This window comes from Caldisericia bacterium (genome assembly GCA_030018355.1).
Classification (GTDB): domain Bacteria; phylum Caldisericota; class Caldisericia; order B22-G15; family B22-G15; genus JAAYUH01.
In genome coordinates this window covers 257,330-271,932 of sequence record JASEFN010000003.1, presented here as the reverse complement: position 1 = coordinate 271,932, position 14,603 = coordinate 257,330, and the positions used below count along the sequence as shown (strand labels likewise).

General features: G+C 26.7%; 18 protein-coding genes. 1 reads left to right on the top strand and 17 read right to left on the bottom strand.

The window, feature by feature from the left end; all coding sequences use genetic code 11:
* Nucleotides 1-4: 4 nt before the first annotated feature.
* Nucleotides 5-1,375: a DUF4070 domain-containing protein gene (locus QMD25_04710; GenBank protein MDI6861299.1), complete on the top strand. Its 1,371-nt coding sequence runs from the start codon at nt 5-7 to the stop codon at nt 1,373-1,375.
* 11 nt (nt 1,376-1,386) lie between these two features.
* On the opposite strand, the gene xth is transcribed toward QMD25_04710, so the two are convergent.
* From xth to trxB, 17 genes are read right to left on the bottom strand one after another with little or no spacing between them, the layout of a single operon-like run.
* Nucleotides 1,387-2,154: an exodeoxyribonuclease III gene (xth, locus tag QMD25_04705; protein MDI6861298.1), complete on the bottom strand. Its 768-nt coding sequence runs from the start codon at nt 2,152-2,154 to the stop codon at nt 1,387-1,389.
* Entirely contained in the window at nt 2,151-2,762 is a 612-nt protein-coding gene (locus tag QMD25_04700) for an NTP transferase domain-containing protein (protein MDI6861297.1), read from the bottom strand. The genes xth and QMD25_04700 overlap by 4 nt, the downstream gene beginning before the upstream one ends.
* On the bottom strand, nt 2,749-2,961 hold the full coding sequence (locus QMD25_04695) for a type II toxin-antitoxin system prevent-host-death family antitoxin (GenBank protein MDI6861296.1): 213 nt from the start codon (nt 2,959-2,961) through the stop codon (nt 2,749-2,751). The genes QMD25_04700 and QMD25_04695 overlap by 14 nt, the downstream gene beginning before the upstream one ends.
* Before the next feature lies 1 nt (nt 2,962).
* Nucleotides 2,963-3,598, bottom strand: a complete 636-nt coding sequence (locus tag QMD25_04690) for an iron-sulfur cluster assembly scaffold protein (protein MDI6861295.1) — start codon at nt 3,596-3,598, stop codon at nt 2,963-2,965.
* Nucleotides 3,599-3,600: 2 nt separating this feature from the next.
* On the bottom strand, nt 3,601-4,761 hold the full coding sequence (locus QMD25_04685) for a cysteine desulfurase family protein (GenBank protein MDI6861294.1): 1,161 nt from the start codon (nt 4,759-4,761) through the stop codon (nt 3,601-3,603).
* Nucleotides 4,762-4,766: 5 nt separating this feature from the next.
* Entirely contained in the window at nt 4,767-5,066 is a 300-nt protein-coding gene (locus QMD25_04680) for an iron-sulfur cluster assembly protein (GenBank protein MDI6861293.1), read from the bottom strand.
* Complete coding sequence (locus tag QMD25_04675) at nt 5,059-5,442, bottom strand: iron-sulfur cluster assembly scaffold protein (protein MDI6861292.1); 384 nt, start codon at nt 5,440-5,442, stop codon at nt 5,059-5,061. The genes QMD25_04680 and QMD25_04675 overlap by 8 nt, the downstream gene beginning before the upstream one ends.
* 10 nt (nt 5,443-5,452) lie before the next feature.
* Nucleotides 5,453-6,604, bottom strand: a complete 1,152-nt coding sequence (locus QMD25_04670; protein MDI6861291.1) for a cysteine desulfurase family protein — start codon at nt 6,602-6,604, stop codon at nt 5,453-5,455.
* Nucleotides 6,605-6,653: 49 nt separating this feature from the next.
* Nucleotides 6,654-7,946, bottom strand: a complete 1,293-nt coding sequence (asnS, locus tag QMD25_04665) for an asparagine--tRNA ligase (protein MDI6861290.1) — start codon at nt 7,944-7,946, stop codon at nt 6,654-6,656.
* A complete protein-coding gene (coaBC, locus tag QMD25_04660) occupies nt 7,943-9,133 on the bottom strand; it encodes a bifunctional phosphopantothenoylcysteine decarboxylase/phosphopantothenate--cysteine ligase CoaBC (GenBank protein ID MDI6861289.1) in 1,191 nt (396 codons plus the stop codon). The genes asnS and coaBC overlap by 4 nt, the downstream gene beginning before the upstream one ends.
* Nucleotides 9,117-9,302, bottom strand: coding sequence for a hypothetical protein (locus tag QMD25_04655; GenBank protein ID MDI6861288.1), 186 nt, complete (start codon nt 9,300-9,302; stop codon nt 9,117-9,119). Before QMD25_04655 ends, coaBC begins: the two co-directional genes overlap by 17 nt.
* Nucleotides 9,292-9,864, bottom strand: a complete 573-nt coding sequence (gene gmk / locus QMD25_04650; GenBank protein ID MDI6861287.1) for a guanylate kinase — start codon at nt 9,862-9,864, stop codon at nt 9,292-9,294. The genes QMD25_04655 and gmk overlap by 11 nt, the downstream gene beginning before the upstream one ends.
* Before the next feature lie 16 nt (nt 9,865-9,880).
* Nucleotides 9,881-11,014 carry a S41 family peptidase gene (locus tag QMD25_04645; GenBank protein MDI6861286.1) on the bottom strand — a complete coding sequence of 378 codons (1,134 nt, stop codon included), beginning with the start codon at nt 11,012-11,014 and terminating at the stop codon, nt 9,881-9,883.
* 13 nt (nt 11,015-11,027) lie between these two features.
* Nucleotides 11,028-12,158 carry a peptidoglycan DD-metalloendopeptidase family protein gene (locus tag QMD25_04640; GenBank protein ID MDI6861285.1) on the bottom strand — a complete coding sequence of 377 codons (1,131 nt, stop codon included), beginning with the start codon at nt 12,156-12,158 and terminating at the stop codon, nt 11,028-11,030.
* The gene (locus tag QMD25_04635; GenBank protein MDI6861284.1) at nt 12,155-13,054 is read right to left on the bottom strand and encodes a permease-like cell division protein FtsX; all 900 of its coding nucleotides are present in this window, start codon (nt 13,052-13,054) and stop codon (nt 12,155-12,157) included. The genes QMD25_04640 and QMD25_04635 overlap by 4 nt, the downstream gene beginning before the upstream one ends.
* Entirely contained in the window at nt 13,029-13,694 is a 666-nt protein-coding gene (locus QMD25_04630) for an ATP-binding cassette domain-containing protein (protein ID MDI6861283.1), read from the bottom strand. Before QMD25_04630 ends, QMD25_04635 begins: the two co-directional genes overlap by 26 nt.
* Nucleotides 13,695-14,600 (bottom strand): thioredoxin-disulfide reductase, encoded by a 906-nt coding sequence (trxB, locus tag QMD25_04625; GenBank protein MDI6861282.1) that lies wholly within the window; start codon nt 14,598-14,600, stop codon nt 13,695-13,697. It abuts the gene before it with no gap.
* Between the last annotated feature and the right edge of the window lie 3 nt (nt 14,601-14,603).

Sequence of the window (14,603 nt, the reverse complement as noted above, 5' to 3'; positions counted from 1 at the left end):
TCTAATGTATATATTATCATATGTAACATTTAAGAAAAATATAACTCTTATAATAGCAGATTTTATTTTTATAAGTGCTATGCTTGTTCAAAAAGATTCCTTAGATAGTATATTAAAGAGGATTAAAAAATTTAATAAAAAAATAGTTGCAGGAGGTCCACTTTTTACAACTGCCTTTGTTGATTATCCAGATATAGATTCAATTGTAATAGGTGAGGGGGAATTAATTATGCCACAATTAATTCAAGATATCTTAAATAATGAACTTAAACACATTTATAAACAAGAAGAAAAACCTGATTTAAGGTTTGTTCCATTGCCAAAATGGGATTTAATTAATTTTAAAAATTATGCATCAATGTCAATTCAATATTCAAGAGGATGTCCATTTGATTGTGAATTTTGCGATATTGTTTTAATAAACGGAAGAATACCAAGAACAAAAACACCTGAACAGATGATAAAGGAGTTTGATGTATTATATGAAAAAAAGTGGAGAGGCTCAGTTTTTATTGTTGATGATAACTTTATAGGAAATAAAAAAAATGTTAAAGAAATGCTTAAGTATTTAATAGATTGGCAAAAGGAAAAACATTTCCCTTTCAATCTTTTTACTGAAACATCAATTAATCTTACTGATGATAATGAACTTATGGATTTAATGATTGAAGCAAATTTTAATAAAGTTTTTATTGGAATTGAAACACCTGATGAGGAAAGTTTAAAAGAGGCTAATAAAATACAAAATACTAAAAGAAATTTAATTGATGATATAAAAATTTTACAAAAAAGAGGATTTGAGGTTATGGGTGGGTTTATAATTGGTTTTGATAATGATGATGTTTCAATTTTTGATAAAATGAAAAAATTTGTTCAAAAAAGTGGTATAGTAACAGCGATGGTAGGAATTTTGAATGTTCTTCCAGAAACAAAACTTTTTTATAGATTAAGGAAAGAAAATAGAATTTTAAATATAAGTAGTGGTAATAATACAGATTTTCTTGTTAATTTTATTCCTAAAAGGTTAAGTAAGGAAAAATTGATTGAAGGATATAAAAACATAATCAATGATTTATATTCTTATAAAGAATTTTATCAAAGAGTTTGGAATTTTATAAAAAATTATAAACCAAAAAATAAACATAAAATTTGTTTATCTGAAATTTATCCCGCTTTTTTAGCCTTTTTAAAATCAACATTTAAATTGGGACTAATTGAAAATTCAAGATTTTATTATTGGAAAACCTTTATAAAAACTATTATAAAAAATCCAAAATCAATAATAACTTACATCACATTAACAATTTATGGTTATCATTTTAAAAAAAGTTATGAAATAAATTTAAAAAGAAATTTAATCAAAACAAATTTTTAGATATTATAATTTCATTTTATACTTACTATAACCGGAATGTGATCTGATGGCTTTTCAATTTCTCTATAGTTTTTTAATAAAATTACATCCACTAAATTTTCTATAAGGGTTTGTGTTATAAATATATAATCAAGTCTCATTCCTCGATTTTTTTCATATGAATTCCATCTATAATCCCACCAAGAAAATTCTTTTTTATCTGGATAAATAAACCTAAATGAATCATAAAATCCCCAATCCAAAAATTCTTTAAGTTTTTCTCTCTCTTCTTTTAAAAATCCAATCTCTCCTTCAAGTTCTTGTGGGTTATACACATCTATCTCTTCAAGTGCTACATTAAAATCTCCACAAAGAAATATTTTTTCATCGTTTTTGTGGAATCTATTAAAATATCTTTTTAATCTATCAAAAAATCTTAATTTATAAAAAAATCTTTCTGAAGATTTTGGTCCTCCAAGAGGCACATAAACACTAACAAAATATTTATCTTCTATTTTAACAGCAATTAATCTTCTCTCAGTATCCTCCTCTCCATCCAAAAAACCAATTCTTTCGAACTTTGGCTTTAATTTAGATATAATTGCAACTCCATTTCTTCCACCTTCACCAGAATAAGAAACAAAAAGATTCTCTTTTTCAAAAGGTTCAATTGGAAAATTTTCGTCACTAATTTTTGTTTCTTGAAGACAAATTACATCTATTTGATAATCTTTTATCAATTTAATTAAATATTCAATTCTTAATTTTATTGAATTTATATTCCATGTTGCAATTCTCATTTTAAAATTCCTACATCACTAACATCAATCTCTTCTATTCTATCTTTGAAATTTTTTAAAATATAAGGAAGTCCTTTTTCTTTTCTTAATGAACTTAAAATTTTCTTCATTTCCTTTTTAAAAATGATAGGATGTCCTCTTTTTGAAAGATAAATAGGAATAAAAATATCTTTATCACTTTTTATAACTCTTTCAATTAAATATTTAACAGTCTCTTTTTTAATTTCTGACAAAACTGAAAAATGAAAACAGATATAATCTATTCTTTCACTTATTGCTCTTAATGAGAGTTTAATTGATGTATACAATACATCATGTGGATTGGGATTTAAAATGACTTTTCCATTCAATATATTTAAATTTTTAATTAACCACTCTTTGTCCTCCTTTTTTCCTACAACAAAGATATATTCATAAATTTCTTTTTGATTAAATGAATTTAAAATTTTTAAAATTTTCTCTTTATCAAACTTTCTTGCTGAAAGGATTATTAAAGAAAATTTGAAATAATTAAAATTAATTTTTGTAGAATAGATAACTTTTCCATTTTTGTAAACATCTTCGTTTGACAAGTAGTAATTATCTAAAAGGAGTCTAATCTTCTTCAATTTTTAAATATTCTTTTAAAAATTCTTTATCTTTAAGAAGTTTTACAGTTTCAATTAGACTTTCATAATATTCTACATTAAGAAGAACAGCAGAAGGTTTACCCTTTTTAACAATGAGATATGATCTTCCTTTTTCAACTTCATCAAGAATCTCAAGTAGATCTTTTTTTAAATTTGTTGCTAAAATAAACTCCAGCATTTTAATCTGAAAATTTTACATTTACCTCCTTTACATCCCATCTATATTTTAATTTTTCTTGAATCTCTTCTTTTATTGAATTAGCAAATTGATTTAATTCGCTCATATTGAGTTCGATATTTATAATTCCATCTTTTATCTCAATTTTTTTAACAACTCCACTACCAATAATTTCTTTCCCAGTATTTGGGTCAATAACATGTCTAAGTCTTTTTCTAATTAAATTTTCATCTGTTGGAACCTTTTCTTTCTGAATTCCCATTTTCTCTTCATAATTTGTTATTGCTGCTTGAAGTGCATCAACTGCAAGTATTGAACAATGAAGTTTAATGGGTGGGAGACCACCTAACTCATCAACAACTTCTTTCCATGTTATTTTCTTTGCTTCTTCAATAGTTTTACCTTTAACCATCTCAGTTACAATTGATGCAGTTGCTATATTTGATGCACATCCAAAAGATTTAAACTTTATATCTACAATTCTTTGAGTTTCTTTATCAACTTTTATATATACAGAAACCATATCTCCACATGCAGGACTACCTTCTGTTGCAAAACCATCTGGATTTTCTATTTCACCAACATTTTTTGGGTTTAAAAAAAGTTCAATAACTTTTTTAGAATATGGCATTGACATGGTTAATTCTCCCTTTTAAGAGGACTAAGGTCTCTTAAAAATTTAATTGTTTTTTTCAATTCTTCAACCACATAATCAATTTCTTCTTTTGTATTGTATTTTGAAAGAGAAAATCTAATTGAACCATGTGCATCTTCATGTGATAAACCCATAGCAAGTAAAACATGGCTTGCTTCAAGAGATTTACTATAACATGCAGAACCAGTTATAAGAGAAACTCCCACCATATCCATTCGTAAAACAATAGATTCTCCTTCAACAAAATAAAATGTTATATTTAAAATTCCTGAATGAGATTTTTCAATTGGTGTATTAATCCTTATATCTGAAATTTCATTTTTAATTTTTTCAAGTAAATATAATCTTAACTCATTAATTCTTTTATAATCTTCTTTATTAAAGATTTCTATTGCTTTTCCTAAACCAGCAATCAAAGGCACATTTTCTGTTCCTGGTCTTAAGTTAAATTCATTGTATCCACCATGCATAATAGGTTTAAGTTTATTCAAATCTCTTATGTAAATTGCCCCAACTCCTTTTGGACCATGAAATTTATGGGCTGTAATAGTTAAAAAATCGATATTCATTTTCTCTACATCAACATCTAAAAATGGAAAACCAAGAGAACTATCAACATGAAATAAAACTTCTTTTTCTTTTGCAATTTTTCCAATCTCTTCAATATTTTGAATGACACCTGTTTCTTGATTTACATGTTGAATTGAAATTAAAATGGTATCTTTTTTAATTAGTTTTTTTAATTCATCTAAATCTACAAAACCATTTTTGTCAACTCTAACATATGAAATTTGAAATCCTTTCTTTTCAAGGAACTTCATTACATTTAAAACTGAAAGGTGTTCTATCGGAGAGGTTATCAAGTGATTTCCCTTTTCTTTAAGTTTATTACTCACTCCTTTTATAATAATATTATTTCCTTCAGTTCCACCTGAAGTGAAAATTATTTCACCCTCTTTTTTATTTATCTTTTTTGAAATTAACTCTCTTGTGCTTTCCACTTTTTCTTTTGCCAAAAGACCTTCTCTATGACTAAAAATTGAAGATGGAACACCATAAATCTCTGTATAATAATAGTTTATCTCTTTTAAAACCTCATCATCAACCCTTGTTGTTGTTGCATTATCAAGATATATTCTTTTCATAAACATTAAATTCCTAACTCTTTTTTTACCTCTTCATTTATTCTATCTGGTGTCCATGGAGGATCAAATGTTAATTCAACTTTTACATTGTTAACATTTTCAATTTTTTTCAACTCTTCTTCAACCTTATTTATAAGATAACTTCCAATAGGACAACCTGCAAATGTAAGTGTCATTAAAATATAAATATCGTTATTTTCATTTATATCAAGTTTATATACAAGTCCAAGATCCCAAATATTTATTGGTATCTCTGGATCATATATTCCTTTTAAAACTTCAATTACTTTTTCTCTATCAATCATTCTTTTCCTCCTTTTTTAAGAAATTAATAATTGCATTCTTAAATGCTTCAATTGATAAATTTCCACAATAAAGAACGTCTTGAGATAAATCTCCAAAATTATTTTTTAAAAAATTTATATCAATTTTTAAACACTCTTCTAATGTCGCTCCTATAAAACTTTCTGAAATTAAACTCGCACTACTGATTGCTGATGGACATCCTAAAATTTTATACTTAATATCAATAATTCTATCTCCATTAACCTTTATATAAAAAATAATTTTGCCTCCGCCTTTTTCCTCTTCTACTATACCAATAGAATCTGGATTCTCAATCTCTCCAACATTTCTTGGATTTAAAAAGTGATCTACAAATTTTTCTCCAAATAAATACATTAGAATGTCCTTATCTTGGTGCTAATTCTCTTAACTTTTTAATACCTGTTTCTAAAACTTCATTAAAATATTCAATTTCTTTTGGATAATTAAATTTTCCAAGTGAAATTCTTATTGTATTGTAAGCAAGATCTTCTGGAAGACCAATTGCTTTTAATACATGTGAAACCTCTTTTTCTTTTGCACTGCATGCAGCACCAGCAGAGACAATTATTCCATTTAATGCAAGATAAACTAAAAGAGATTCTGCTTTTACACCCTCAATTGATATACTTAAATTATTTGGTAATCTTTTATAAGGATCTCCATTTATATAAACACCTTCAAGATTTTTAATTTTTTCTTCTATCATATTTCTCATATAAAGTACATTTTTTCTTTCTTCTTCCATCTCTTTTAAAGCAATATTAACTGCTTCTCCCATTCCAATAATTGATGGAGAGTTGTGTGTACCAGATCTTAAACCTTTCTCTTGATGTCCGCCATCCATAAATGGATCTATTTCAACTCCTTCTCTTATAAAAAGTGCACCAACTCCTTTTGGTCCATAAAATTTATGTGCAGAAAGCGATAGTAAATCAATATTCATTTTTTTAACATCAATATCAATATGACACGCAGTTTGAACTGCATCTGTATGAAAAACAATTCCTTTTTCTCTACAAATTTTTCCAATCTCTTCAATTGGTTCAATAGTTCCTATTTCATTATTTGCATGCATAACTGAAACAAGAAGAGTATCTTTTGTTATTAACTTTTTTAAATCATCTGGATCAACCATACCGTATTTATTCACAGGTAAAAATTTTACTTTAAATCCCCACTTTTCAACAGTTTTAAGAGTTGCAATAATTGCCATATGCTCAATTGGAGTTGAGATAATTTCTCCTTTTTTATCCCAATTTCTTAAACAAATACCTTTTATTGCCCAATTATCAGATTCAGTACCACCTGAAGTGAAATATATCTCATTTGGTTTACAATTGAGTAATTTTGCAATAGACTCTCTCGCTTTATCCATCTCATCTTCAACATTCTTTGCAAGAGGAGAATAGTTTGAAGTCATTGGATTTTCATAAAGTTCAGAAAAATATTTACTCATTTTAAATAAAACTCTTCCATCAACTTTTGTTGTAGCTGCATTATTTAAATATACATACATATCAAAATCTCCTTTTTGAAAAAATTTATCAATTTAATTCTAACACAATTTATGGATAAATTCTTTCAAGTAATCTTGGAAGAGGTATTGTCTCTCTAACATGGTGTATTCCACAAATCCATGCTAAAGTTCTTTCAACGCCAAGACCAAATCCAGAATGAGGAAATGTACCATATTTTCTTAATTCAAGATACCATTCATATGGTCCAATTGGAATATTCAATTCTTCCATTCTTTTTAGTAGTTTTTCATAACTATCCTCTCTTTGTCCACCACCAACAATTTCTCCGTATCCTTCAGGAGCAAGTAGATCAACAGAAAGTGAAAGATCAGGATTTTCTGGATCCTCTTTCATATAAAACGCTTTACATTTTTTTGGATATTTATAGACCATTACAGGTTTTTCAAACTCTTCTGATATTGCTGTCTCCTCATCTCCTCCAAAATCATCACCCCAAGGTATCTCTTTCCCTTTCCTTTTTAATATTTCAAGTGCTTCTGTATATGTTATCCTTGGAAAAGGAGGTTTTACCTTTTCAAGTTTTGAAGTATCTCTTTCAAGAATTTTTAATTCCTCTTTTTTTCTCTCAATAACTCTTTGTACTATATAAGAAACAAAATCTTCAATTAATTTCATATTTCCTTCAAGATCTAAAAAGGCAACCTCTGGTTCAACCATCCAAAATTCCATAAGATGTCTTCTTGTCTTTGATTTTTCTGCTCTAAATGTTGGTCCAAAACAATAAACTTTACCAAATGCTGCAGCACCAATCTCATTATATAATTGACCACTTTGAGAAAGAAATGCTTTCTCACCAAAATAATCTATTTCGAAAAGAGTAGTTGTTCCCTCACATGCAGATGGTGTTAAAATTGGAGAATCAAAAAGTAAAAATTTGTTTTCATAAAAGAAATCTCTGATACTTTTTATAAGTTCATTTCTTATTCTTTGTATTGCCCATTGTTTTCTTGATCGAAGCCAAAGATGTCTATTTTCCATTAAAAATTCAATACCATGCTCTTTTGGTCCAATTGGATAATTTTCCACAATCTGAATTATTTCAATATCTTTTGTTAAAATTTCATAACCACCAATTGCTCTTTTCTCTTCTCTTACAACTCCTCTAAGAATTAAAGAAGATTCAAGTGTTAATTTTTTTGCTCTTTCAAAAATCTCTTCACCCACATCTCCAAGAGAAACTACACATTGTGCAAAACCAGTTCCATCTCTTAAAATTAAAAAAATTATCTTTCCTGAAAACCTTGAATTGTATAACCATCCTCTTATTTCAACATCCTTTCCAACATAATCTTTTAAATCTTCAATATAAACCCAGTTCATAACTCCTCCATAAAGTCAAAAATTATTTTTGCAACCTCACTTTTTGGTAAAACAGGAAAAGAATATATTTTATTATCATCTTTTTTCATTATTGATATTTTATTTGTTTCAACCTCAAAACCACTCTCTTCTGATATTGTATTTATTACAATCATATCAAGATTTTTTTCAATAAGTTTCTTTTTTGCATTCTCAAAAATATTTTCTGTTTCAAGAGCAAATCCAATTAATTTTTGATGCTTTTTTCTTTTTCCAACTTCTTTTAAGATATCAATTGTTTCTTCAAGTTGAAGATTATAAGAAAAATTTTCTTTTTTTATTTTTTCTTTATAAGTTTCCTTAGGCTTAAAGTCACAAACAGCAGATGACATAATTAAATAATCTATCTTATCAAAATATTTAGAAACTTCATTAAACATCTCATAGGCAGAATTTACACCTATATAATTTAATCTTGGGGGTGGTAATAAATTAACAGGTCCAGAAATTAAAGTTGTATCTCCACCTCTTAATACGCTCTCAATTGCAAGTTCAAAACCCATTTTCCCACTTGAAGGATTTGAAATAAATCTTACTTTATCTATAAATTCTCTTGTTGGTCCTGCAGTAATTAATACCTTTTTATTTTTAAGAGGTTTTTTATAAAGTAAATAAATTATTTCAAACAAAATTCTTTCATTTTCAGGTAATCTTCCTTTCCCAATATCACCCCCAGCAAGAACACCAATTTCTGGTTCTAAAATAAAAAAACCTCTCTCTTTTAAAACACTTAGATTTTCCTGAGTTATCTTATTTTCATACATATTTGTATGCATTGATGGAACAATTAGAATTTTGGTTGTTGAGGAAAGTGGAAAGAGGGTTATAAGATTATCTGCTATACCATTTCTAATTTTTGCAATTGTATTTGCAGTTGCAGGAACAATTACATATAAATCTGGCCAATTTGCAAGTGATGTGTGAATAATTTTTCCTTTATCATATGTTTCAAATTGATCAATTAAAACATCGTTTTTAGTTAAAATTTTTAAAGTGTAAGGAGTTAAAAAATTTAATGCACTTTCACTTAGAATTACTTTTACTTCACAATTTAATTTTATTAAATCTCTGATAAGATTTGGAACTTTATAAGCAGCAATACCACCTGTAATTCCTATTAAAACTTTTTTATTATTTAATAACCTCAACTCTTTCTTCCTCTATATCTTTTGCTGCTAAATCAATAAAAGAGGCTGGAGATTTTTGAGGTGAGGGATATAATGAAAATAGTTCTTTTGCTCTCTTAATTACTCCAATTGTAAAAATATATTTATTTCCTTTTGTTCTTTTAATTGCTCTATCAAAATTAAACGCCATAAAACTTCCTCCTTTCTTTTTCAATAATATCTATAACTTCTTTAACTGCTTTTTCTACTGAGTCATTAATAATAATATAATCATATTTTTTACTTTCCTCAAGTTCTTGAACAGCAAAGTTAAGTCGTTCTTTTATCTCATCTTCTGTTTCTCCTCTTTTTCGTTCGAGAATTCTTCTCTTAAGTTCTTCAAAATCAGGTGGAGCAATAAATATAAAAACTGCATTTTGTTTGTCAAAAATTTCTCTTATTTTTCTTGCACCTTGAATCTCTATTTCGAGTATTACATCTTTATTTTTTCTTAAATTTTCCATTACAAATTCTTTGCTTGTACCATAATAGAAATTATAAACTTTTGCCCATTCAAGAAAAAAATTTTTCTTTATTAAATCTTCAAATTCACTTGTACTTATAAAATAGTAATCTTTCCCATGAACTTCTCCTTCTCTTTTTGGTCTTGTTGTGTAAGATACTGAATAAACTAATTCAGGTCTTATCTTTAAAACCTCTTTTATTATTGTTCCCTTTCCAGAGCCAGATGGTCCAGAAATTACAATAAGCATAATTAAATTATATCTCTTATTTAATTAACTTCTTTAAATATTCGATTGCTTTAACCATTTGAGAATCCATAAAAGGATCTTCTTTATTTTCTTCAAATTCTATAACAATATCTGGTTCAATTCCTTTTCCATTAAGGGCATATAAACTGGGAGTTAAATATCTTTCAGTTGTTAATTCTAAACCATATCCTCCTTTTAAATTATAAATAGTTTGGATTAATCCCTTCCCATATGTTTTTGTTCCTATTAAAGTTCCTAAATTTCTATCTTTAATTGCTCCAGCAAGAATTTCGCTTGCAGAGGCGCTATTTTCATTAACCAAAACAACCAAAGGAAAATTAAGACCTTTACCATAAGTTTTGACTTCTATTTTTTCACCCTTTTTTTCTATATAAAAAAGAGTTCCTTCTGGAAGTAAATAGTCAGCAACTTTTTTAAGAGAAGAAAGTAATCCTCCAGGGTTATCCCTTAAATCTAATATTAGTCCTTTTATATTTTCTTTATTAAATTCTGTTAGAGCGTCTACAACTTCATTAGGAGTGCTATCTGTAAATGTTAAAATTTTCAAATATCCGATATTATTTTCTATAATTTTATAACTAACTGTTTCTGCAACTATTTTTCTTCTTTGTATTTTAAATGATAAAATTTCGCTATTTTTTTCAACTTTAATATTCACAAATGTACCCTCTTTTCCTCTGACCATATTTGCAACTTCATCAAGCGACAAATTTTCAGTTTTTACTCCGTCAACTTCAATTATGTAAGAACCAACTGGAAGGCCTGCCTCAAAAGCAGGAGAATTTTTAAAAACTTGGAGAATTTTTATTTTATTGTCTCTCATTCCAATTAAAACTCCTATTCCAACATATTCACCAGAAATATCTTCTTTAAATTTTGAATACTCCTCTGGTGTGAAAAAGTTTGAATATGGATCATTTAATGAAGAGACAAGTCCTTTACATAAATCAATCTCATTTTTTTCATCAACATAATTTTTTACAATAAGATCACTAACTTCATTTAATAGTTCGAATTTATTTGTTGCTATAGGAATTATTGGTTTATTAAAAATTAAATAAGATAAAGAGAAGCCAAATATAAAAGATAAAACAATCAAAATTAAAAAAATAAAGTAAATTTTTCTCATAATTCACCTCTTTTTATGGTAGCCATTTTTGAGGATCAACTGGTTTCCCATCTATTCTTATTTCAAAATGAAGATGTGGACCAGTTGATAACCCAGTATTATCAACATATCCAATTATATCTCCTTGTTTAATATATTGATTTAATTCAACAGTAAAATATTGCATATGAGCATAAACTGTTGTGATATTTCCTCCATGTTTTATAAATACAACAATACCATAAGAGCCAAGCCATCCAGCATAAATTACGATTCCATCAGCGACCGCTTTAATTGGTGTTCCAGTAGAAGCATCAATGTCAACTCCAGAATGAAATGCCCAAACTTTATATATAGGATGTATCCTCATTCCAAAAGGAGATACAATTGAACCTTTTACAGGCCAAATTATATTTCCAACTTCAGGCAACCTTTTTGCAAGTTCTGCTCTTCTTATTATTTCCTGAATTTTTTCTTCCTGTTCCTCTATTTTCTTTTTATATATCTCTATCTCTTTTTTATATTCCTCTTCTTTTGTTAAAAGAGTTTTAAGTAAAACATCTCTCTTTTTCTCTTCTTGAGTTAAGGAGTTTTTTAAAATTTCATTTTCTTTTAAAAAAGATTCTAAATTCTTCTTTTCTTTTTCTAAATTCTCTTTTTCTTTTCTTAATGCCTCTTCCTTTTTTCTTAGTTCTTCTAAAGATTCTCTATTTGATCTAATAAGAATATTTAAAAAATTAATTCTTGTAAAAAGTTCTCCTATTGTTTTTGAAGAGAAATAAATATCAATTGGAAGTTCATTTTTTATTTTATAAATTAAGAATAGTTTATCACCAATTATTTCTTTATCTTTATTAATTTCAATTTGTGTTAAAAGAATATTATTTTCTAAAATTTCAATTTTATTTTTTGTATCATTTATATTTTTTTCTAAATTTGCTATTTTTAAACTAACTTCTTTTATCCTTGATTCAATTTCATCAATTTCACCCAAAATTGTTTTTTTATAAGAAACTGTTTCATTTAATTTTTTTTGAAATAACTCAAGCGTTGATTTTAAATTGTTTAATATTTTCTTCTCTTTTTCTAAATCGTCATCTGCCTTTATTAAAGATGGAGATAAGAGTAAAAAAATTAAAAGTAAAATAAGAATTAATTTTTTCATGTATATATCTCCTTAAGATATCTTCTTAATACAAAATAAGAAACTATTATTGATATTATTATACTTAATATATTCAAATAAATATATGGCAAAATCCCATATTTATTGACAAAACTTTCAACTTCAAAAAATGGAAGAATAAGATTTAAGAGTCTATTTAATTCAATATAAGATTTGTTTAATAAAATAGAAGATATAATACTTCCAAAAATACTTAAAATTATTCCCTCGTAATAAAAAGGCATTTTAATATATGAAGGTTGTGTTCCAATTAACCTCATAATCTCAATATCTTCTCTTCTTGCATAAAGTGAAAGGGAGATTGTTGATGATAAAAAGAAAATAAATATTCCAATAAAGATTGCAAAGAGGACTATACTTAAAAAAGAAAAAGTTTTTATTGAAAATAATATTTTATCAACTAAATCTTTTGAATAAAAAAATTCTTGTATTTCAGGAATTTTTGAAATTGCATCAATTATGTTTTTAACAGAATACACAGAATCAGGCTTAACAAAAAAAGTAGGAGGTAATGGATTTTTATTAAGATCTTTTAAAATATTTTCATATTCAGGATATTCTTTAATTAAATTTTCAAGAGCCATATCTGGAGAAATGTATCTAACACTTTCAACGCCTTTTAATATTTTAATTTCATTTTCAATTTCATTTATTCTTTCTTGAGTTGTATCTCTTTTTAAATAAAACGATATTTCAATTTTACTCTCAACACCCTTTTTAATACCATTTGAATAATCAAGAAAGAAAAAGATCATTCCAATTGAGTAAAGAGAAACTACAATAGCAATAAAATAAATAAGTGTTAAGAAAATTGATCTCCTTATATTTATTAAGGCTTCTTTTAATTCTCTAATAAATATGAGGATACTTTTCATGAACCTTTTTACCATCTCTTAAATATATAACTCTTTTATTATATCTTTTTATTATCTCTTCATTGTGGGTTGACATAATAATTGTTGTACCTTTTAAATTAATTTCAACAAAAAGATCAACTATTGAAAATGAAGTTTTCCAATCAAGATTTCCAGTTGGTTCATCTGCAATAAGAAGATCTGGTTCATTTACAATTGCTCTTGCAATAGCAACTCTTTGTTTTTCACCCCCTGAAAGAGTATGTGGAAATTGATTTCTTTTATCAAGTAAATTAACCTCTTTTAAAACCTCATAAACTTTTTTCCTTATTACACTATTTGGTATACCAAGAATTTCAAGTGGAAAAGATACATTTTCATAAACTGTTTTTTTTGGAAAAAGTTTATAATCTTGAAAAACCGTTCCAATTTCTCTTCTTAATTCATAAACATTTTTTATATTTTTTAATGATTTATTTTTAAAAAATATCTCACCTCTTGTTGGCTCAATCTCTTTTCTTACAAGTTTAAGTAATGTCGTCTTACCAGCACCAGTTGGACCAGCAATAAATACAAACTCACCCTTTTCTATCTCAAAACTAATATTTGATAAAGCCTCTTTTTCTCCATAAAATTTGTAAACTCCAACAAATTTTAACATTTAATCACAAGAGTCTATACAAAATGTATTTGCTGCTATTGCTCCATCACTACATGCTGTTATAATCTGTCTTAGACTTTTTCTTCTAACATCTCCAGCAGCATAAACAAATCTTATATTTGTTCTCATATCCTCATCAGTAATAATAAAACCATTTTCATCAAGATTTATTTTATTTCTAAACAATTCAGTATTAGGGGTTAAACCTATATAAATAAAAACCCCACTCACATTTAATTCAATATTTTCACCCTTTTCTTTATTATAAATCAAAACTTTCTCAACTCTCTTATAGCCTTTAATCTCTTTTAATTCTGAATTAAGAATAATTTCTATTTTTTTATTATTAAAGACCTTCTCCTGTAAATATTGGGCAGCACGAAATTTATCTCTTCTATGAACAAGATAAAGTTTATTTACAAATGTTGTAAGATAAAGAGCCTCAGTTAATGCTGAATCTCCACCACCAACTACTACAACATCTCTATTTTTATAAAAATAAGCATCACAAACTGCACAATAAGATACACCTCTTCCAGTAAACTCTTTTTCTCCTGGAATATTAAGTTTTTTTGGAGATGCTCCAGTTGCTATAATAACTCCTCTTGATTCGTAAACATCAAAAGTTGTTTTTACCTTTTTTATTTCATTAAATTCAACATTAACAACTTCATCATTTATTATTTCAACATTAAATTTTTTTGCTTGTTCAGTAATATTTGTTGCAAGTTCAACACCAGAAATACCTTGAGGAAAACCTGGATAATTTTCAATTAAATCTGTTAGTGGCACTTGACCACCAGTTCCAAGTTTTTCAATAAGTAAAGTTTCTAAACCAAATCTCTTTGCATAGATTGAAGCAGTAAGACCTGCTGGTCCTCCACCTATTATTATTAAATCATACATAAA

Coding starts and splice junctions, on each gene's coding strand:
- QMD25_04710 (MDI6861299.1), top strand. CDS start 5: ATGTATATATTATCATATGTAACATTTAAGAAAAATATAACTCTTATA.
- xth (MDI6861298.1), bottom strand. CDS start 2,154: ATGAGAATTGCAACATGGAATATAAATTCAATAAAATTAAGAATTGAA.
- QMD25_04695 (MDI6861296.1), bottom strand. CDS start 2,961: ATGCTGGAGTTTATTTTAGCAACAAATTTAAAAAAAGATCTACTTGAG.
- QMD25_04690 (MDI6861295.1), bottom strand. CDS start 3,598: ATGTCAATGCCATATTCTAAAAAAGTTATTGAACTTTTTTTAAACCCA.
- QMD25_04685 (MDI6861294.1), bottom strand. CDS start 4,761: ATGAAAAGAATATATCTTGATAATGCAACAACAACAAGGGTTGATGAT.
- QMD25_04680 (MDI6861293.1), bottom strand. CDS start 5,066: ATGATTGATAGAGAAAAAGTAATTGAAGTTTTAAAAGGAATATATGAT.
- QMD25_04675 (MDI6861292.1), bottom strand. CDS start 5,442: ATGTATTTATTTGGAGAAAAATTTGTAGATCACTTTTTAAATCCAAGA.
- QMD25_04670 (MDI6861291.1), bottom strand. CDS start 6,604: ATGTATGTATATTTAAATAATGCAGCTACAACAAAAGTTGATGGAAGA.
- asnS (MDI6861290.1), bottom strand. CDS start 7,946: ATGAACTGGGTTTATATTGAAGATTTAAAAGATTATGTTGGAAAGGAT.
- QMD25_04655 (MDI6861288.1), bottom strand. CDS start 9,302: ATGGCGTTTAATTTTGATAGAGCAATTAAAAGAACAAAAGGAAATAAA.
- gmk (MDI6861287.1), bottom strand. CDS start 9,864: ATGCTTATTGTAATTTCTGGACCATCTGGCTCTGGAAAGGGAACAATA.
- QMD25_04645 (MDI6861286.1), bottom strand. CDS start 11,014: ATGAGAAAAATTTACTTTATTTTTTTAATTTTGATTGTTTTATCTTTT.
- QMD25_04640 (MDI6861285.1), bottom strand. CDS start 12,158: ATGAAAAAATTAATTCTTATTTTACTTTTAATTTTTTTACTCTTATCT.
- QMD25_04635 (MDI6861284.1), bottom strand. CDS start 13,054: ATGAAAAGTATCCTCATATTTATTAGAGAATTAAAAGAAGCCTTAATA.
- QMD25_04630 (MDI6861283.1), bottom strand. CDS start 13,694: ATGTTAAAATTTGTTGGAGTTTACAAATTTTATGGAGAAAAAGAGGCT.
- trxB (MDI6861282.1), bottom strand. CDS start 14,600: ATGTATGATTTAATAATAATAGGTGGAGGACCAGCAGGTCTTACTGCT.